The 17,197-nt window shown below is 73.2% G+C and carries 21 protein-coding genes; 9 read left to right on the forward strand and 12 right to left on the reverse strand.

The genetic code is table 11. The annotated features are described in order from the left end of the window. The first annotated feature begins 31 nt into the window (after positions 1 to 31). Complete coding sequence (locus AKI01S_RS21650) at positions 32 to 673, forward strand: TetR family transcriptional regulator (RefSeq protein WP_245681720.1); 642 nt, start codon at positions 32 to 34, stop codon at positions 671 to 673. Between the two features lie 71 nt (positions 674 to 744). Here the strand turns inward: AKI01S_RS21650 and AKI01S_RS21655 are convergent, their stop codons facing one another. The 4 genes from AKI01S_RS21655 to AKI01S_RS21670 all read right to left on the reverse strand — a co-directional run bounded on the left by AKI01S_RS21655 (position 745) and on the right by AKI01S_RS21670 (position 3,264). Further along, positions 745 to 1,113 (reverse strand): DUF2516 family protein, encoded by a 369-nt coding sequence (locus AKI01S_RS21655; protein WP_245681721.1) that lies wholly within the window; start codon positions 1,111 to 1,113, stop codon positions 745 to 747. 189 nt (positions 1,114 to 1,302) lie between these two features. Next, positions 1,303 to 1,821, reverse strand: a complete 519-nt coding sequence (locus AKI01S_RS21660; protein WP_067820817.1) for a hypothetical protein — start codon at positions 1,819 to 1,821, stop codon at positions 1,303 to 1,305. Continuing rightward, a complete protein-coding gene (locus tag AKI01S_RS21665) occupies positions 1,818 to 2,216 on the reverse strand; it encodes a helix-turn-helix domain-containing protein (protein WP_067820819.1) in 399 nt (132 codons plus the stop codon). Before AKI01S_RS21665 ends, AKI01S_RS21660 begins: the two co-directional genes overlap by 4 nt. A 154-nt stretch (positions 2,217 to 2,370) precedes the next feature. Next, a complete protein-coding gene (locus AKI01S_RS21670; RefSeq protein ID WP_067820822.1) occupies positions 2,371 to 3,264 on the reverse strand; it encodes a neutral zinc metallopeptidase in 894 nt (297 codons plus the stop codon). A 138-nt stretch (positions 3,265 to 3,402) separates the two neighbouring features. Here AKI01S_RS21670 and AKI01S_RS21675 point away from each other — a divergent pair, with 138 nt between their 5' ends. The 5 genes from AKI01S_RS21675 to AKI01S_RS21695 all read left to right on the forward strand — a co-directional run bounded on the left by AKI01S_RS21675 (position 3,403) and on the right by AKI01S_RS21695 (position 7,976). Next, the gene (locus AKI01S_RS21675; RefSeq protein WP_084000014.1) at positions 3,403 to 5,190 is read left to right on the forward strand and encodes a DUF2207 domain-containing protein; all 1,788 of its coding nucleotides are present in this window, start codon (positions 3,403 to 3,405) and stop codon (positions 5,188 to 5,190) included. A 93-nt stretch (positions 5,191 to 5,283) separates the two neighbouring features. Then, positions 5,284 to 5,535 carry a hypothetical protein gene (locus tag AKI01S_RS21680; RefSeq protein WP_067820827.1) on the forward strand — a complete coding sequence of 84 codons (252 nt, stop codon included), beginning with the start codon at positions 5,284 to 5,286 and terminating at the stop codon, positions 5,533 to 5,535. Between the two features lie 122 nt (positions 5,536 to 5,657). Continuing rightward, positions 5,658 to 6,347: a FadR/GntR family transcriptional regulator gene (locus AKI01S_RS21685; protein ID WP_218009765.1), complete on the forward strand. Its 690-nt coding sequence runs from the start codon at positions 5,658 to 5,660 to the stop codon at positions 6,345 to 6,347. Beyond that, positions 6,344 to 7,591 carry an MFS transporter gene (locus tag AKI01S_RS21690; RefSeq protein WP_245681722.1) on the forward strand — a complete coding sequence of 416 codons (1,248 nt, stop codon included), beginning with the start codon at positions 6,344 to 6,346 and terminating at the stop codon, positions 7,589 to 7,591. Before AKI01S_RS21685 ends, AKI01S_RS21690 begins: the two co-directional genes overlap by 4 nt. A gap of 88 nt (positions 7,592 to 7,679) precedes the next feature. Next, complete coding sequence (locus AKI01S_RS21695) at positions 7,680 to 7,976, forward strand: hypothetical protein (RefSeq protein WP_157419996.1); 297 nt, start codon at positions 7,680 to 7,682, stop codon at positions 7,974 to 7,976. A 4-nt stretch (positions 7,977 to 7,980) separates the two neighbouring features. Here the strand turns inward: AKI01S_RS21695 and AKI01S_RS21700 are convergent, their stop codons facing one another. Continuing rightward, positions 7,981 to 8,943, reverse strand: a complete 963-nt coding sequence (locus AKI01S_RS21700; protein WP_067820836.1) for an asparaginase — start codon at positions 8,941 to 8,943, stop codon at positions 7,981 to 7,983. A gap of 74 nt (positions 8,944 to 9,017) precedes the next feature. Beyond that, positions 9,018 to 9,821, reverse strand: coding sequence for a beta-keto acid cleavage family enzyme (locus AKI01S_RS21705; protein ID WP_245681723.1), 804 nt, complete (start codon positions 9,819 to 9,821; stop codon positions 9,018 to 9,020). Between the two features lie 44 nt (positions 9,822 to 9,865). Here AKI01S_RS21705 and dtd point away from each other — a divergent pair, with 44 nt between their 5' ends. Next, positions 9,866 to 10,291, forward strand: a complete 426-nt coding sequence (gene dtd, locus AKI01S_RS21710) for a D-aminoacyl-tRNA deacylase (RefSeq protein WP_067820842.1) — start codon at positions 9,866 to 9,868, stop codon at positions 10,289 to 10,291. Positions 10,292 to 10,359: 68 nt separating this feature from the next. Here dtd and AKI01S_RS21715 read toward each other — a convergent pair whose 3' ends face one another. The 4 genes from AKI01S_RS21715 to AKI01S_RS21730 form a co-directional block, all read right to left on the reverse strand. Further along, positions 10,360 to 10,863 (reverse strand): hypothetical protein, encoded by a 504-nt coding sequence (locus AKI01S_RS21715; protein ID WP_067820845.1) that lies wholly within the window; start codon positions 10,861 to 10,863, stop codon positions 10,360 to 10,362. Between the two features lie 74 nt (positions 10,864 to 10,937). Continuing rightward, complete coding sequence (ygfZ, locus tag AKI01S_RS21720; RefSeq protein ID WP_067820925.1) at positions 10,938 to 11,918, reverse strand: CAF17-like 4Fe-4S cluster assembly/insertion protein YgfZ; 981 nt, start codon at positions 11,916 to 11,918, stop codon at positions 10,938 to 10,940. Positions 11,919 to 11,939: 21 nt separating this feature from the next. Then, positions 11,940 to 12,353 carry a Fur family transcriptional regulator gene (locus AKI01S_RS21725; RefSeq protein ID WP_067820850.1) on the reverse strand — a complete coding sequence of 138 codons (414 nt, stop codon included), beginning with the start codon at positions 12,351 to 12,353 and terminating at the stop codon, positions 11,940 to 11,942. Positions 12,354 to 12,722: 369 nt separating this feature from the next. After that, the gene (locus AKI01S_RS21730; RefSeq protein WP_067820852.1) at positions 12,723 to 13,223 is read right to left on the reverse strand and encodes a heme-binding beta-barrel domain-containing protein; all 501 of its coding nucleotides are present in this window, start codon (positions 13,221 to 13,223) and stop codon (positions 12,723 to 12,725) included. Positions 13,224 to 13,413: 190 nt separating this feature from the next. Here AKI01S_RS21730 and AKI01S_RS21735 point away from each other — a divergent pair, with 190 nt between their 5' ends. After that, entirely contained in the window at positions 13,414 to 13,776 is a 363-nt protein-coding gene (locus AKI01S_RS21735) for a DsrE family protein (RefSeq protein ID WP_067820855.1), read from the forward strand. An 86-nt stretch (positions 13,777 to 13,862) separates the two neighbouring features. Continuing rightward, a complete protein-coding gene (locus AKI01S_RS21740) occupies positions 13,863 to 14,876 on the forward strand; it encodes a TerC family protein (protein WP_067820859.1) in 1,014 nt (337 codons plus the stop codon). 30 nt (positions 14,877 to 14,906) lie between these two features. Here the strand turns inward: AKI01S_RS21740 and AKI01S_RS21745 are convergent, their stop codons facing one another. Both AKI01S_RS21745 and AKI01S_RS21750 read right to left on the reverse strand, forming a co-directional pair. Further along, positions 14,907 to 15,641, reverse strand: coding sequence for a type 1 glutamine amidotransferase (locus tag AKI01S_RS21745; protein ID WP_067820863.1), 735 nt, complete (start codon positions 15,639 to 15,641; stop codon positions 14,907 to 14,909). Next, positions 15,631 to 16,881 (reverse strand): MurT ligase domain-containing protein, encoded by a 1,251-nt coding sequence (locus tag AKI01S_RS21750; protein ID WP_067820866.1) that lies wholly within the window; start codon positions 16,879 to 16,881, stop codon positions 15,631 to 15,633. The genes AKI01S_RS21745 and AKI01S_RS21750 overlap by 11 nt, the downstream gene beginning before the upstream one ends. Positions 16,882 to 17,197 lie beyond the last annotated feature (316 nt).

Genomic DNA, 17,197 nt, shown 5'->3' on the forward strand with positions numbered 1-17,197 from the left:
CAAGTTTGCAGTCATGGTAGGATTCCGTGACGTGGATCACTCTCCCCGCCCCCTGTCCCGGCAGGGCCTGCGCGAACGCAAGAAGGCCCGCACCCGGCGGGCGCTCGCCGCCGCCGCGCTGCGGCTGTTCGCCGAGCGCGGCTACGAGGAGACCACCATCGCCGACATCGCCGAGGCCGCCGAGGTGTCGCCGCGCACGTTCTTCGCCTACTTCCCGTCCAAGGAGGACGTGGTGTTCGCCGAGGTGGACGACCGCCTCGCCGAGGTCGGGGAGCTGCTGGCCGACCGGCCGCCGGGCGAGCCGCCGCTGCGCACGGTCCGCCGCGCGGTGGTGGCGGTGCTGGAGGCGCTGGTCGCCGAGACCGGCGAGTACGGCCCGGTGCAGGTGAAGCTGATCCTGGACCGGCCCGCGCTGCGCGCCCGCGCGCTGGAGCGCATCACCGAGGTCCAGCAGGAGATCGAGACCTGGCTGCGCGAGCTGTGCCCCGGCATCGACGACGTGGACGCGGTCGCCGCCTCCGGGATCGCGGTCGGCGGGATGCAGGCGGTGATCGTGCACTGCCGCCGGCACGGCTACGGCGCCGACGAGGCGCGGGCGGCGCTGGACCGCGCGCTGACGGTCGTGGAGGAGGGGCTCGGCACGGTGCCCGGGATGCGCGATCCCGCCCCCTGAGAACGCCGGACCCGGCCGCGGTGGCGCCCGCGGCCGGGTCCGGTCCTATCCGCTCTTCTCCGCGCTCGGGGTCACCAGGGCCCGTAGGGGCCCATGTTGGAGCGCCCGCCGCCGCCCTTGCCGCGCCCCTTGTAGGGCCGGACCGCCGGGCGCACGTCGGCGTGGTAGATCGCCGCACCGATGAACGCGGCCACCGGCAGGATGCCCAGCAGCACGCCGATCGGCGAGGCCCCGTTCAACGGGATCGCCGCCGCCGCGCCGCCGACCACCGCGCAGATCACCAGGATGATCGTCCAGAGCCGCTTGCTCTGCTTGCCCGCGGCCTCGTACGCCCCGGCGGGGGTGAGCAGGCTGTCCACCAGCGCCCACGCCTCAACGGCGAACGCGATGATCAGCAGCAGCCAGAAGAAGTAGTCCAGCACGCTGAAGCTGACGCTCACTGTCGATCAACGCTCCTGTCCGTCCCGGGCGACGCCGCGCGCCGCGTGACCACGCGATTCCCCCAACCCTATGCGCAGGTCCGGCGGGGCCGCGAGCACTGCCGTCCCACCCGGGAGGACGACGGGGCCCGGCCGGTCGTTCCCGGCCGGGCCCCGCGGCGCCGCGCTCCATGGTCACGCCGTCACGCGCTAGTCGTTCTTCTTGGCGCTGGCGGGCGACTTGGTCTGCTGCGCGGCGGCCTTGCGGGTGCGGGTCGCCTTGGCGGCCGAGGCGGGCTTGGCCTGGTCGCCGGCGGTCACCTCGGCCACCGACTCGGCGGACTCGGCGACCTCGGCGGCCGTGCGGTGCACGACCTTCTTGCCGCGCTCGGCCAGCTCGTCGATCAGCTCGACGGCGCGGGTGCCGAAGTGCGTGGCGTAGGCGACGGCCGCGCCGGGCAGGTCCTTGACCTCGATCCGGTCCTGCAGCCGGGTGATGTTCTCCTGGGCCTCGCCGCGGTACTTCTCGACGTTCCTGCGGGCCTGGACGCGGTAGCGGTCCACGGTCTTGCGGACCTCGACGCGGTACTTCCCGACGTTGTCGCGCACGTCGGACTGCACCTTGGTCGCCTGCTCGGGAAGCTCGCGGAGCTTCTCGACGGCGAGGTCGCCGGCCCCGGCGATGGTGTAGACGGCCTTGTTGTCACGGAAGGTGCTGGAAAGCGTCACTGGACCTCTTCCTTTCCTGGGGATGGTGCGGGGTTCGCGTCGTCGGCTTCGTTCTCCCGGTGCTCCTTCAGGAACGACTCGTAGATGTCGAGCAACACCTGCTTCTGCCGCTCCGTCAGGAGGAGGTCGGCCCGGATGGCGGCCTGCACGTCGGTGTCGGACTCGCGCTCCTCCAGGATCCCGGCCTGCACGTACAGCACCTCGGCGGAGATCCGCAGCCCCTTGGCGATCTGGGCCAGGATCTCGGCGCTCGGCTTGCGCAGTCCGCGTTCGATCTGGCTCAGGTAGGGGTTGGAGATCCCCGAGACCTCCGCCAGCTGGCGCAGCGAGATCTTCGCCCGGGTGCGCTGCTCGCGGATGTACTCCCCGATGGAGCCGACCTTCGAACCTGCCATGTCTCCACCCTGCGTCAGGGTGCTTGCTATTGCAAGCACTCAGCTAGCACTCTTCCCGTGACAACGGTCACAGGCTGGAATTATGCGATGTCAGCCGATTCCAGGTGCTTGCAAACCCGGGTTCCGGCTGGCCCGGTAAGCGGTTTTCGGACTGTTATGAGACGGCGGAGGGCGCGGCGGTCCAGGTGTTGCAGACCGCCAGCCCCCGTCCCGCGGTCTGCCCCCTGAACCCCTGGACGACCCATCCGGCGTAGGCGCGGCCGGAACCGTGGTCGCGCTCCTCGGGCGGGTTGCGCTCGTCGCCCCGGCCCCGCACGTCCAGGATCATCGCCTGGTACTGCGCGCGGGTCAGCGGCAGCGTCGCGCGCTCGGCCCCCAGGAACGCGCCCGCCAGGCACTGCGCCTGCAGCTCCAGGCGGCGGCTGGTCTCGGCGCGCGACAGGGCGTCGCGGGCCTGCTCCATCTCCCGCTGCCCGTACAGCAGGATCCCCGAACGGTCCTGCACGTGGTGGCCGTACTCGTGCGCGATCACGCGCGCGAACACGGCGAAGTTGGCCAGCGACTCCCCGCCGGAGGTCTCCACGATGTGCCGCAGCCCCACGTACATCGTGTTGTTGGCCGGGCAGTAGAACGCCGAGGCGCCCTGGGTCGGGTACGTCCCGCACGGGCTGCGGCCCGGCTGCTCCCAGAACACGCGCCTCGGCGGCGCGAACGGCAGCTCCGCCTTGCCGAACTGCCGCGTCCAGGACCGGTCCATGCAGTCGCTCAGCACGTCCATGAACCGCCGCATCGACTCCGCGCTCGGCCCGATGCGCGGCAGCCGGCAGCCGCCGGGGTCCAGCGTCCCGGTCGTGTAGAGCCGGCTGGCGGTCGCGGTCTCGCGGCTCACGTTCGGCGGCGCCTGGCCGCCGGTCCGCATCGTGCCGCCCTCGTTCCCGGTGAACAGCGCCATCGCCAGCGCCCCCAGCACCCCCAGCGCGGCCAGGCCGCCGACGACGCCGGCGACCGTCCCCCCGGCGCTGCGGCGCGGCGGACGGCGTGATGGCACGTGGTGATAGCGTGGCCGCGAAGAGTGCTGGCCCCCGGTGGGCAGGCCGGGCGGCGGAGCGGGCGTCCGGGCCGGTGAGGGGTGTTGACCTGCCATAGCGAGCAATCATCCCACGGCTTGCCGCTACGATTTGCGGCCATGTCTGGCTATGCGGCGTTGTCGGGCCTGCTGCGGCCCCTGACCGCTTCCCTCGCCATCTCCTCCGTGCTTCTCCCGTTCGCCCTGGCGACCCCGGCCCACGCCGCGGACCGTGCCCCGGACCGCGCCCCGGACCAGGCGCGGACGCTCCGGGCCGCCGAACGGGTCCTCAAGGACGAGGTCGCCCTGACCCTCGGCCCCGGCGGTGTCGCGCGCGTCCGCGAGACCGTGTCCTACGACTTCTCGGGCGGCTCCGGCTCGCTGGAGCGGACGTTCGTGACCAGGCAACACGAGAGCATCACCCGCGACCGGGTGTTCCGGCTGGAGAACGTGCGCGCCTCCAGCCCCGACGGCGGCCCGACGAAGGTGACGGTCGGCGGGGAGCAGGACACCCGGACCACCGTCACGGTCAGCGGCGGCGCGACGTCCGGGCGGCACACCGTCGTCCTGGAGTACGACGTGCGCGGGGCGGTCGCCCCGGTCGGCTCGGGCGAGGAGCTGCAGTGGCCCGCGGCGGGCGGCTGGCAGGTCCCGGTCGACGAGGCGCGCGTCACCGTCAACGCGGGCACCGCGATCCGCAGCGTCAACTGCTTCGCCGGGCCGCTGGAGAGCGCGGTCGGCTGCACCCAGTTCTCCATGGGGCACGTGCGCACGCAGGGCCTGTTCGTGCAGCAGCAGCTGCTGCCGGAGGAGTACCTGACGGTGGTGGCGGGGCTGCCCCCGGCCTCGACCGGCGGCAAGCCGATCACGGAGCGGCGGCACACCGTCGCCACCGCGTTCTCCGTCAACGGCATCACCGTCGGCGCGCTGCTCGGCCTGGTCCTGCTGCTGCTCGGCGGGTTCGTCGGGATCTATCTGCTGCGCGGCCGGGACGCGCGGGTGGTGGAGAAGAAGGCCGCCGAGGGCGACCACGCGCCGGTGGCGGGCGACCACTTCGAGCCGCCGGACGGGGTGCGCCCCGGCCAGATCGGCACGCTGATCGACGAGCAGGCCGACGTCATCGACGTCACCGCCACCATCGTGGACCTGGCGGTGCGCGGCCACCTGCTGATCGACGAGGAGGACCGCAACGTCACCGGCCGGCTGGACTGGGCGCTGGTCCGCCTCGACCGGCCCGCCGGGAACGACGACCTGCTGACCTACGAGCGGCTGCTGCTGGAGGCGCTGTTCACCGCCCCGGACGGCGCGCCGCGCCCGTCGGTGAAGCTGTCGGAGCTGGGCGGGACGTTCGCCACGCAGCTCGCGCGGGTGCGGTCGGCGATGTACGACGACGTGGTGGAGCAGGGCTGGTTCGCGCGGCGGCCCGACACCGTGCGGTCCCGCTGGACGGTCCTCGGGCTGGTGCTGACCGGGCTCGGCGTGCTCGGCACGGTCGCGCTCGCGCTCACCACCGACCTGGCGCTGGCCGGGCTCGCGGTGATCATCGCGGGGGCGGCGATGGCGTACGCGGGCCAGTACATGCCGGCCAAGACCGCGCGCGGCTCCACGGTGCTGGCGCACACGATCGGGTTCCGGGCGTTCCTGGAGCGCGGCGAGGTGCCCGGCGGGGAGCTGCCGTCGCAGCAGCGCATCGCGCTGTTCTCGCGGTTCCTGCCGTACGCGGTGGTGTTCGGCGTGGTGCCCAAGTGGGCCGAGGTCGTCAAGGACGCCGGGGAGCGCGCCGAGGGCGCCGACAACCTCTACTGGTACGAGGGACCGGCCGAGTGGGACCTGTCGAACTTCGCCGAGTCGATGCGCACGTTCACGCTGGCCACCTCGGGGTCGATCTCCCAGTCGCGCGGCCTTTGACACGCGGGTGAGCGCGCGGGTGAGGCGGCGCACGCCGCCCCGCGGGGTTGAACGCCTCCTGTCGGGTACGAGCCCGGCAGGAGGTGTCACCCCATGTTCATCGCAGGCCCTGTCCTCGCCGAGTCCTCACCCACCGGGATGAACTACTGGCTGTGGCTCGCGCCGGTCGTGGTGGCCGCCGTCATCGTCACCTGGATCGCCCTGACCCGCCACGCCTCGCGCAAGCGCATCCACCGCGGGGAGCCCGATCCGGGCGCGGCGCGCGGCCCGGTGCACGGCGGCGTCGTCGAGGGCGACCCCGGCCAGCGCAAGGCGGGCCGACCCGGCTCCACGGACCGGGGCTGAGGCCCCGGGCGACCCTTCCGATGGCCGCCACCCCCCCTCCCGCGGTCATCGGAACGGGTCCGGGCACCGTCGCGCGGTAAGATGTCTGACATCTGTCCTCTCTTCGACCAGCGAGGTGGCCCGTGGCCCTGCGTCCCGTTCCGGGGGGATCCACCGTCGAGGCGGTGCTCGACCAGCTCCAGGCGGAGGTCAGCGACGGCGCGTGGCGGGTCGGCGACCGCATCCCCGGTGAGCTGGACCTGGCGGCGCGGCTCGGCGTGAGCCGTCCCGCCGTCCGCGAGGCGATCCGCGCGCTCGCCCACGTCGGCGTGCTGGAGGTGCGCCGGGGCGACGGCACCTACGTGCGCAGCGGCGCCGACCCCCGGCCGCTGCTGCGCCACGTCGAGCGCGCCAGCCTGCGCGACGTGTTCGAGGTGCAGCTCGCCTACGACGTGCAGGCCGCCCGGCTGGCCGCGCGCCGCCGCACCGACGCCGACCTGGAGCGCCTGGCCGGGTTCCTGGAGGACCGGCGCGCCGCGCCCGACGCCGCCGCGTTCGGCGAGGCCGACGCCCGCTTCCACGTCGGCGTGATCGAGGCCACCCGCAACCCGCTGCTGATCGAGGCCAGCCGGTTCTTCCAGCGCCGCCTCGGCGAGGCGATGGCCGCGCTGCGCCTGGACCGCGAGCTGCCCGAGGCCAGCCAGCGGGCCCACCAGGCGGTGCTGGACGCCCTGGCCGCCCGCGACCCCGACGCCGCCGCCCGCGCCGCCGCCGCGATCGTCGAGCCCACCCTGGCGGCCCTGGACGCCCTGATGCCCGAGGGGGCCGAGTGAGCGAGCGCCGCCGCCACCTGCTGGGCCTGGCGCTGATCGTCCTGGTCGCGCTGAACCTGCGTCCCGCGATCACCGCCGTCGGCCCGCTGCTGACCGAGATCCGCGGCGACTTCGGGCTGTCCGGCACCGCCGCCGGGGCGCTGACCACGCTGCCGCTGGTGTGCTTCGGGGCCTACGGGCTGCTCGCGCCGTTCCTGCGGCGTCCCCCGCGCAGCGAGACGCTGCTGGTCACCAGCATGACCCTGCTGGTGGCGGCGCTGCTGCTGCGGCTGCTGGACGCGCCGGCCGCGCTGTTCGCCGGGTCGCTGGTCGCCGGTGTCGCGATCAGCGTCGGCAACATCGCGATGCCCGCGATCATCAAGCGGGACCACCCCGCCGCCATCCCCGCCGTGACGGCCCTCTATTCGGTGGCGGTCACGGTCGGCGCGGCGGCGTCGTCGGGCTTCGCGGTGCCGGTGGAGAAGCTGCTGGACGGGACCTGGCGGCTGCCGCTGGCGCTGCTGGCCGTTCCGGCGGCCCTGGCGGCGCTGGGCTGGCTCCCGGCGCTGCTGCGGGTGCGCCGCAGGGACCGCCGGCCGGGGATGGACCGTTCCACCACCGTGGTCAGGCCGGGCTCCGAGGTGCGCCGCGCGGTGTGGACGTCGAAGCTGGCGTGGCAGGTGACGGCGTTCATGGGCACGCAGTCGCTGCTGGCCTACGTCGTCATCGGCTGGCTGCCGACGATCGCGCAGGACCGGGGCCTGGACGAGGCGTCGGCCGGGTACGTGCTGGCGCTGTCGAGCCTGATGCAGGCCGTGGGCTCGCTGGCGGTGCCGGTGGTGGCCCGGCGCTTCGCCGACCAGCGCCCCCTGGTGGTGGCGGTCGTGGCGCTGTCGGTGGTCGGCTTCGTCGGGATCGGCTGGGCCCCGGTCGCCACGGTCTGGGGCTGGGCGGTCGTCCTCGGCCTCGCGCAGGGCGCGGGCTTCGCGGCGGCGCTGGCCTTCCTCGGGATGCGCGCCCACGACGCCCAGATCGCCGCGCAGCTGTCCGGGATGGCGCAGGGCGTGGGCTATGTGATCGCCGCGCTCGGCCCGCTGGCGATCGGCGCGCTGCACGACGCCACGCACGGCTGGACGGTCCCGCTCGCGGTGACGACGGCGATCGCGGTCTGGCTGCTGCTGCCGGGCCTGGCGGTGGGCCGCGACCGCGCGGTGGGAGCCCCCGCGCCCGCCCGGGAGGAGCCCGCCCCGCGCGCCAGGGCCTGACGGAAAACCCTCACGACAGGCATCGATCCCCCTGAACTGGGCATTCATCCCATGCGGGGTGCGGTTCTCGTGCTGCTTGGGGGGTCTGATGGAGATGTTGGTCGCCGCCGTGGACAACACGCGGCTGGGCGCGGGTTTCGGGCTCTGGCTCGTCCCGGTGATCATCGCCTTCGCCTTGGTCACGATGCTGTTCATCATCAGCGTCGGCATGACGGAGACCGGCCACCGCTTCGCCACCCGCCGCGCCGAGAGCAACCACCGGGGCCCCCTCCAGGGCGGCTTCTACACCTACCGCCCCGGCATGTACTCCCACACGAGGACCTCCCCGGCCGAGATCGCGGCCGAGATCGCGGCCGAGCGGCGCCGTCCGCGGTCCCGGGAGTGAGAGGTCAGAACGCGTCCGGGGCGACGCGGATCTCCCCGACCCGCGCCTCGCCGCCGTAGAGCGGCACCGTCGCGAGCTCGGTCAGGACCGCCTCGTCCGCCGCCTCGACGCCGAGGGCCCGGATCAGCGCGACCGTCACCGGGGTGCGGGCCCGCATCGCACCGTCGTCGATCTTGATGACGCCCGCCCGGCCGTCCCGGTGGGCGAACGCGTCCACGCCCTCCGCGCCGCACTTCACCAGCAGGCCCGGGACCGCGTCCATCAGGCGGCGCTCCTCGCGGCGGGTCCCCGAGGTCCACGCCGGATGGGCGCGCATCGCGTCGGCCACCCGGCGCTCCGGGGTGCCGGGAACCGCCGTGACCAGGGCGCGGAACGCGCGGGCCACGCCCGTCGCGGAGATCGCGAACAGCGGGGCGCCGCAGCCGTCGACGCCCGTGGCGGCCACCTTCTCGCCCGCCAGCTCCTCGACGGCCTCGCGGGAGGCCACCTGGAGCGGATGGCCGGGGTCGAGGTAGTCCGCGGTGGACCAGCCCGCCGCGACGCAGGTGGCGAGCATCGCGGCGTGCTTGCCCGAGCAGTTCATGCGCAGGCGGGACCGGTCCTCGCCGGTGCGGGCCACCGCCAGGGCGACCTCCTGGTCCAGCGGCCACTGGGCCGGGCACCGCAGGTCGGCGGCCGACAGCCCGACCGAGGCCAGGATGCGTTCGGCCCCCTCGACGTGGAAGTCCTCGCCGGAGTGGCTGCCCGCCGCGATGGCCAGCAGCTCGCCGTCGAGGGGCAGGCCGTTGCGGACCATGGCGACGGCCTGCATCGGCTTGTTCGCCGACCGGGGGAAGATCGGTTCGTCGGGGGTCCCGGCGGTCACCGCCACCGTTCCGTCGGCGGCCAAGCCCACCGCCGAGCCGCGGTGCCGCGACTCCACGAAGCCGGAGCGTTCCACCTCGACCAGCACCGGAGCAGCGCTCAACTCTTCCCCCCGACGACGCCGTTGTCAGATCCCGCACCAGGATAATCGGGACGGAGGAGAGGAAATCCCTCAGGTCAGCGTGCCTTGATCCCCAGGAACGCGCGGGCCTCCTCCGGGGTCATCGGCGGGCGCTGGGCGAAGCGGGCCAGGGCGGCGGCGCGCTCGACCAGCTGCGCGTTGGAGCTCACCGGCTGCCCCTTGGCGTAGGTGAGGGTGTCCTCCATGCCGACCCGCAGGTGCCCGCCCGCCGACAGCGCCGCGAACAGCACCGGCAGCGAGGTGCGGCCCACGCCCGTCGCCGACCAGGACGCCCCCTCCGGCAGCGCCTCTACGGCCGCCACCAGGGTCCGGGCGTCGCCGGGCATGCCGCCGGGAACGCCCATGACCAGGTCGCAGTGGACGCGCCCGCCGAACGGCGGCCCGTACCGGTCCAGCAGGCGGTGCAGCGCGGCGACCTGCCCCAGGTCGAACAGCTCGAACTCCGGGACCACCCCGAGGTCCTGCGTCCTCTGGTACAGCTCCGCCATGAACGGCCACGGGTTCATGAACACCTCGTCGCCGAAGTTGACCGTCCCGCAGGTCAGCGAGCAACCGTCGGGCTCGGCCTCCAGCACCCGCAGCCGGTCCTCGTAGGGGTCGGTGACCGCGCCGCCGGTCGAGAGCTGGACGATCAGCCCCGTTCCCTCACGGAGCGCCTGGACCGTGTCGCGCAGCCGCGCCGGATCCAGGGTCGGCCGCGCGTCGTCGTCGCGGATGTGGACATGGATGACCGCCGCCCCGGCCGCCTCGCACTCCTGAGCGGTCCTCACCAGCTCGTCGAGGGTCACCGGCAGCGCCGGGACGTCGGTCTTCGCGGACTCGGCGCCGGTGGGCGCCACCGTAATGAGCGTCGTTGCTCCCATACCAGGCAGAATGCAGGGTCATGCGAGCAGTAGTCCAGCGGGTGAGCGAGGCGAGCGTGACCGTCGACGGTCGCGTGGTCGGGGCGATCGAGGGTCCGGGACTGTGCGTCCTGGTCGGGGTGACCCACGAGGACACCCCCGAGCAGGCCCGCAAACTCGCCGCCAAGCTGTGGGGGCTGCGGATCCTGGCGGACGAGAGGTCCTGCTCGGACCTGAACGCCCCGCTGCTCGTGATCAGCCAGTTCACGCTCTACGGCGACACCCGCAAGGGCCGCCGCCCGTCCTGGACCGCCGCGGCGCCCGGCCCGGTCGCCGAACCGCTGGTCGACGCCGTGGTGGCGGAGCTGCGGGCGCTGGGCGCGAAGGTCGAGACCGGGATCTTCGGGGCGGACATGAAGGTCTCCCTGGTCAACGACGGCCCCATCACCCTGGTCCTGGAGCTCTGAGGCGCGCCGCCCGAACGCGCGGGCGGCCGGAGGGGCCGCGGCTCACAGGCGGTCCTCGCAGGCGGTGGTCACAGGCGGTAGAGCATCCCGGCGACGGCCGCCAGCGTCCCCACGGCCGCGGCGATGATCAGCAGCCGGTCCGGCCACAGCGTCAGCGTCGCCCGCCCCTTCTTCCCCGCCGCGACGACCGTCCCGGTCTCGCGGTTGGGGTCGGGGAGGGACGGCTTGCGGAACGGGTTGCTCAGCAGCGCCATCCGCCACAGCGCGTCGTTCTTGAGCTGCTGGTGGTGCGGCTCGCAGGCGAACAGGCGGCCCCGCGCGGGCTCCGGGCACGCGTGCCCCTTGCGCGGGACCACCCGGCACAGCGTCGGCACGAACACGAACTCGTACAGGCACCACAGGGTGAGCGTCAGCAGCGCCAGCACCCACGAGCGGAGGTGGACGGTCGCCGCGACCAGCACGGCGAACCCGATCCACCACACGAGCGCCGACTCCCGCCGGCGGCGGCGCCGCCTGCCCATGAGGCTCTTCCTGGCGAGCGGAGGCCCCTCGTTCCCCAGGTTCGTCGCCATGGCCGGGTCCCACCTTCCCCTGCGGCGGATGAACGCCCCCCATGCCAGACGATTTTGCCCCCGCCGCCGGGGTTTTACGCCCGGTTCGCGGCGGTCCGTCGAAGATCGATCTGGGCGTTGGCGCCGGTGTCCGGGGAGACCACGACCTCCTGCGCGGCGGCCACCCCGCCCGCCAGCAGGTCGGCGTCCACCGGGACGTTCCGCTTGACCAGCGCGAGCGCGACCGGGCCGAGCTCGTGGTGGCGGGCCGCCGACCCGACGAACCCGACCGCGCGCCCGCCGGGGATCTCGACGGGGTCGCCGTGCGCGGGCAGCCGGTCCACGCTGCCGTCCAGGTGCAGCATCACCAGGCGGCGCGGCGGGCGGCCCAGGTTGTGGACGCGGGCGACGGTCTCCTGGCCCCGGTAGCAGCCCTTGTTCAGATGGACGGCCGTGCCGATCAGCCCGGCCTCGTGCGGGATGGTCCGGTGGTCGGTGTCCAGCCCGAACCGGGGGACGTGCGCGGCGATCCGCAGCGCCTCGTACGCCCAGATCCCCGCCGGGCGCAGGTCGCCGGGGGCCAGCCCGGCGCGCGGCACGATCCGGGTCACGGCGCCCGCCACGTCCGGGAACGTCGCCACGCCCTCCCCCGGCCCGGTCACCACGGCGTACTCGCCGCTCAGGTCGTGGACCTCGACCCGCAGCATGAACCGCATGCGGTCCAGGAACCCCGCCAGCTCCGGGGCGGTGCCGGGCTCCACGTGCATCCACACGGCCTCGCCGTCGTCCACCAGGTGCATGTGGTGCTCGATGTGGCCGTTCGGGCTGAGCAGCAGCGCCTGGGTGGGCTCGTTCGGCCGCAGCCCCTCCAGGTGCTGGCTGACCAGGCTGTGCAACCAGCGCAGGCGGTCCGGGCCGTCCACCCGGATCACACCCCGGTTGCTCCGGTCCACGAACGCCTCGCCCGCCTCCAGGGCGCGCTGCTCGTGCATCGGCTCCCCGTAGTGGGCGGCGATCTCCTGGTCGGGCGCGTCGGCGGCGACGGCGCCCCGCGACTGCAACAGCGGGCTCTCCATGGCCTCCACACTACGACCCGATCAGGAACGGCACTCCCCGCAGCGTCCGTAGACGGTGAGGTGGTGCACGTCGGTCTCGAACCCGAACCCGTCCCGAAGCCGTTCCGCCAGGCCCTCGGCGACGGCGGGGTCGGCGTCCTCGGCCCGGCCGCAGTCGCGGCACACCAGGTGGATGTGCTCGGCGTCCTCGGCCAGGTGGTAGTTGGGCGGGCCGTGGCCGAGGTGGGCGTGCTTGACCAGCCCCAGCTCCTCCAGGAGCTCCAGGGTGCGGTAGACGGTGGAGATGTTGACGCCCCGGGCGGTGCGCTGCACCTCGGTGCAGATCTCCTCGGGGGTCGCGTGCTCCAGGTTGGTCACGGCCTCCAGGACCAGCTGGCGCTGCGGCGTGACCCGGTACCCCTTCGCCCGCAGCTCCTCCTGCCACGTCTCAGCCATGCCGGAAGTGTATGTGCCCGAGCTCACCGGGGGCCCCTGCGAAATTCCGCTTGCCTTCCCCCACGGGGGTCGCATAACTTGCGGCTACGCAGGAAAGGAGGTGGTCCTAACTTATGAGTGACAGTAGGACTTGCGAGGTGGCTGTCCGCTAGGTCGCCGTCACGCCTCGGCCCTACCGCTTCCTGCAAGGCGTGCTAGCCGCCTTGGGGCGCCCGCCCTCAATGGGCGAGGATCGAAACAGGGGTAGGCGAACCGGTCGCGACGCGACCGGCGATTCCCAGGCAGACACCGGGTCCCCGGACCGATGGGTAGTCCTCCCATCACCCGCCCATGCGGAAGGTCCGGGGACCTTTCCATGTCCCGGCCCGCTCAGTCGACCTTCTTCAGCCTCGCCGACAGGTGCGGCTGGAGGTCCTGGCCCATGGCCGCCATCTCGTAGACCCAGCCGAGGTCGCGCGCGCCGTTCTCCTCCGGCAGCAGCCCGTACATGCGGGTGCCCGCGGTGACCTCCTTGGCCGTTGCGGTGCGGGCCACCACGTCGGTCTGCAGGTCGATGCGGTGGAACGCGACCCGCCCGAGGTAGATCTCCACGATGCCGGTGGGGTGCGCGAGGGTGACCTCCAGCGCGTTGTCGGGCTGCGGCCGCCAGTACCCGGTCTCGGTGCCCAGCGGGCGGCCCACCGAGCCGTCCTTCTCGATGAGCCAGCTCCGGCTGGAGTAGATCAGGAACGGCTTGCCGTTGTGGGTGAAGGAGACCTCCTGGCCGAAGTTGAACGCCTCGATGGTCGGGTAGTCGCCGACCCCGGCGCCCTTCCACGTGCCCAGCAGGAATTCCAGCGGCTTCAGGTCGGGGTGCAGCTCAGGCTCCATGAGGACAGAGCGTAGCGACGCCCGGGGCCTACTTGAGCCGGGACAACCGCACCACCAGCAGCGCCGCCCCGGCCACCGTCAGCCCGAGGATGAGGACCAGTGCTCCCGCGCTCACCATTCCGCCCACGGCACGGCAGCCTAGCGGTCCCGTCCGGGGGCGCGGCGGGCGCGAGGCCGTAGGGTGCGGGGTATGGCGAGGTCTTTGGTGATCAAGGTGACGGCGGGCGCGGACGGCCCGGAACGGTGCAACCAGGCGTTCACCGTGGCGGCGGCCGGGATCGCGAGCGGGGTGCCGGTGTCGTTGTGGCTGACCGGCGAGGCGGCCTGGTACGCGCTGCCGGGGCGGGCCAAGGAGTTCGAGCTGCCGCACGCGACGCCGCTGGAGGACCTGCTGGCGGTGGTGCTGTCGGGTGGCACCGTGACGTTGTGCACCCAGTGCGCGGCCCGTAGGGACATCGGCCCCGACGACGTGATCCCGGGCGTGCGGATCGCGGGCGGGCCGACGTTCGTCGAGGAGATCACCGCCGAGAAGGCCCAGGCGCTCGTCTACTGAGGCGGGGTCGCCGCGCGTTCCGGTTTGAAGCCCCGAGAGCGGAAACAAAGGCTGTCACGCCTCCGAGTCCTTGGGGAGAGTGACGCGTGGTCGAGATTCCGGTGTGGGTGTGGTGGGCGACGATCGGCCTGGTGATCGCGATGTTCGCGTTCGACCTGTTCGTCGCCGTGGGGCGGCCGCACGCGGTGGGGCTTCGGGAGGCGACCTTCTGGTCGGTCCTCTACGTGGGGATCGCGCTGCTGTTCGGCGTCGCGCTGTGGGTCGTGGTCGGCGGGCAGGCCGGGACCGAGTACTTCGCGGGGTGGGTCGTCGAGAAGAGCCTGTCGGTCGACAACCTCTTCGTCTTCCTGATCATCATGTCGCGGTTCTCGGTGCCGCCGGAGTTCCAGGAGCGGGTGCTGCTGTTCGGCATCCTGGCCGCGCTGGTGCTGCGGGCGGTGTTCATCGCGATCGGGGCGGCGGCGATCAGCCTGTTCTCGTTCACCTTCGTGATCTTCGGGCTGATCCTGCTGTGGACGGCGTTGCAGCTCGTCCGGCACCGCAAGGACGAGCCCGAGGTCGGTGAGAACTGGCTGGTGCGGCGGGCGCGGAAGCTGTTCCCGGTCAGCAGGGACTTCCACGGCGGCAGGCTGCTCGCGCACGAGGACGGCGGGCGGGTCGCCACGCCACTGCTGCTGGTCTTCCTGACCATCGGCAGCACCGACATCCTGTTCGCGCTGGACTCCATCCCGGCCGTGTACGGGGTGACCGAGTCGGCGTTCATCGTGTTCGCGGCCAACGCGTTCGCGCTGCTGGGGCTGCGGGCCCTGTTCTTCCTGATCGAGGGGCTGCTGGAACGCCTGGTCTACCTGTCGGTCGGGCTGGCGCTGATCCTGGCGTTCATCGGCGTGAAGCTGATCATGGCGTTCGCGCACGAGAACGTGTCCAAGAGCGTCCCCGAGATCCCCACGCCGGTGTCGCTGGGCGTGATCCTGCTGGTGCTGGCGGTCACGACGGCAGCGAGCCTGTGGCGGGTGCGCACGCATCCGGAGGAGAAGGCGCACGGCCGGTGCCGCAGCGGGCGCGGGCACCGGGAGGAGCCCGCCGAGACCGCCGCCTGACGCACGGGGCGTCAGGCGGCGCCCCGGACGTCAGGTCTGGCCGTTGGCCGCCGACAGGACGGCCGACAGGCGCTCCTCGCGCAGCCGCTCGGACCAGGACGGGGGCAGCGGCGGCAGGTCGCGTCCCAGCGCCCAGCTCAGCACCAGGTCGGCGAGGGCCGGGTTGCGGACCAGCGCCGGGCCGTGCATGTAGGTGCCGAGGATGCGGCCCTGGTAGGCGCCCTCGAAGCCCTGGCCGTCGCCGTTGCCGACGCCGGACAGGACCTTGGAGAACGGGCGGGCGTTCGGGCCGATGGCGGTGGCGCCCATGTGGTTCTCGAAGCCGGTGACGCGCGGGACGTTCAGCTCGGACGCCACCTCGGAGACGACCTCGCCGACGGCCCGGGTCTGCCCCCGGTAGCTGCGGATGTCCAGCAGGCCGAGGCCGGGGACGGGCTGCCCCTCCTCGCCGCCGAACTCGTGGCCGAGGATCTGGTAGCCCGCGCACACCGCGAAGACGGTCGCGCCGTTCTGCACCGCGCGGTGCAGGCCGCCGTCGTTGCGCAGCCGCTGGGCGGCCAGGATCTGCGGGCGGTCCTCGCCGCCGCCGAGCAGGTACACGTCGCCGTCCGGCGGCACCGGCTCGTCGGACCGCAGGTGGACGGTCTCGGTGGCGATCCCGCGCAGCTGGGCGCGGCGCTCCAGGACGATCGTGTTGCCCTGGTCGCCGTAGGTGGACAGCAGGTCCGGGTAGATCCAGACGATCTTGATGCGGTCAGACGACACGGCCGTACCTCGTTCGGATGTCCTGGAAGGCGGTGTAGTTGGCGATCACGTCCAGATGGCCCGGCGGCACCGACATCACGGCCTGCTCGAAGTCGTCCACCACGGTGAACTGGACGTCGGCGGCCTCCAGCCGGGCGGCCAGGTCGATGCGGCGCTCCCCGGAGACGAAGACCGGGCGGCCGCGCAGGATGCGGTAGTCCACGTCCCACAGCCAGGAGGTGTCGCGGCCGTCGGGGCCCTGCGCGTTGACCGACAGGGCGACCGGGCCGGGCGCGGGCTGCAGCACGTCGAACGCCTCCAGCCAGCCCGCCGGGTTCTTCGACAGCAGCAGCCGCAGCGTGCGGCCCTGGTGCTCGACGGTGGTGTAGCGGCCCGCGACCGACTTCACCTGCGCCAGCAGCGGCAGCGCCTGCTCGGGCGGGACTCCGAACTGCGCGACGACGGCCAGCGCGATGGCGGCGTTGGAGCGGTTGGCGCGGCCGGGCAGCTGGATCCCGCCCAGCGGGATCTGGCGGCCGTGCGGGTCCACCACGTGGTCGCCGTGCAGCGCCCACTGCGGGGTGGGCCGCCGGAAGTGGCACTGGCGGCACGCCCAGTCGCTGTTCTCCTCGCCCTCCTGGCGGTCCAGCGGGCCACCGCACTCGGGGCAGCACCAGGAGTCCTCGCGCCAGTGCTGCCCGGCGGCGACCCAGGTGACGCCGGACGCGGTGGACGCGCCCCAGGTCACCAGCGGGTCGTCGCAGTTGGCGATCACGTGGGTGCCGGGGGACTCGGCCAGCGCCCGCCGCCACTTGCCCGCCAGCTGCCAGATCTCGGCGGCGCGGTCCATCTGGTCGCGGCTGAGGTTCATCAGCGCGACCAGGCTCGCGCCGGTCTCGCGCAGCACCTGCGGCACGTACTTCTCGTCGCACTCCAGCACGCCGTACTGCGCGCTCGGGGCGGAGGCCAGCGCCGACACGTGACCGGTCGGCATGTTCGCGCCGAACGCGTTGGTGGCGACCTCGCCCAGCGGCGTCATCGCCGAGGTGATCAGCCGCGTGGTGGTGGTCTTGCCGTTGGTGGCGCTGACCAGCACCAGCTTGCGGTCCTTGGCCAGCCGGGTCAGCAGCTCGGGGTCGAGGCGCAGACCGATCCGGCCTCCGATCACCGAACCGTCGCCCTTGCCCGCCAGCCGGGACATCTTCGCGGCCGTACGACCGAGCGCGACGGCGAGCTGCGAACGCAGCGGAAGATCGCTCATTGCCTCCGTCTTTCCGGTTGTGAGCCTGGGGATCACCTCAGATCGTTCCGAGCCTAGCCGCTCACCGGCCCAGGTCGGGGCGGGGTCCCGGATCTTCCCTCCGGGTGGGCGGCGGGCCTGCCGGGCGCCCGGCCCGGGGCGCCGGGATGCGACGAGGATCACACGGGGGCGTGGTAAACCAGATGGCGCGATCTTGACCCGCGGGGCGGGGTCATGGTTCGGTGCGAGACCGGTCGCGGCGTGCGCGAGGGTCGCGAACTTCTCATCGAGACACCCGAGAGCGGTGTCACGCAGTACTTTGTCGGGGTCCCTGGCG

Source organism: Actinomadura kijaniata NBRC 14229 (genome assembly GCF_001552175.1).
Classification (GTDB): domain Bacteria; phylum Actinomycetota; class Actinomycetes; order Streptosporangiales; family Streptosporangiaceae; genus Spirillospora; species Spirillospora kijaniata.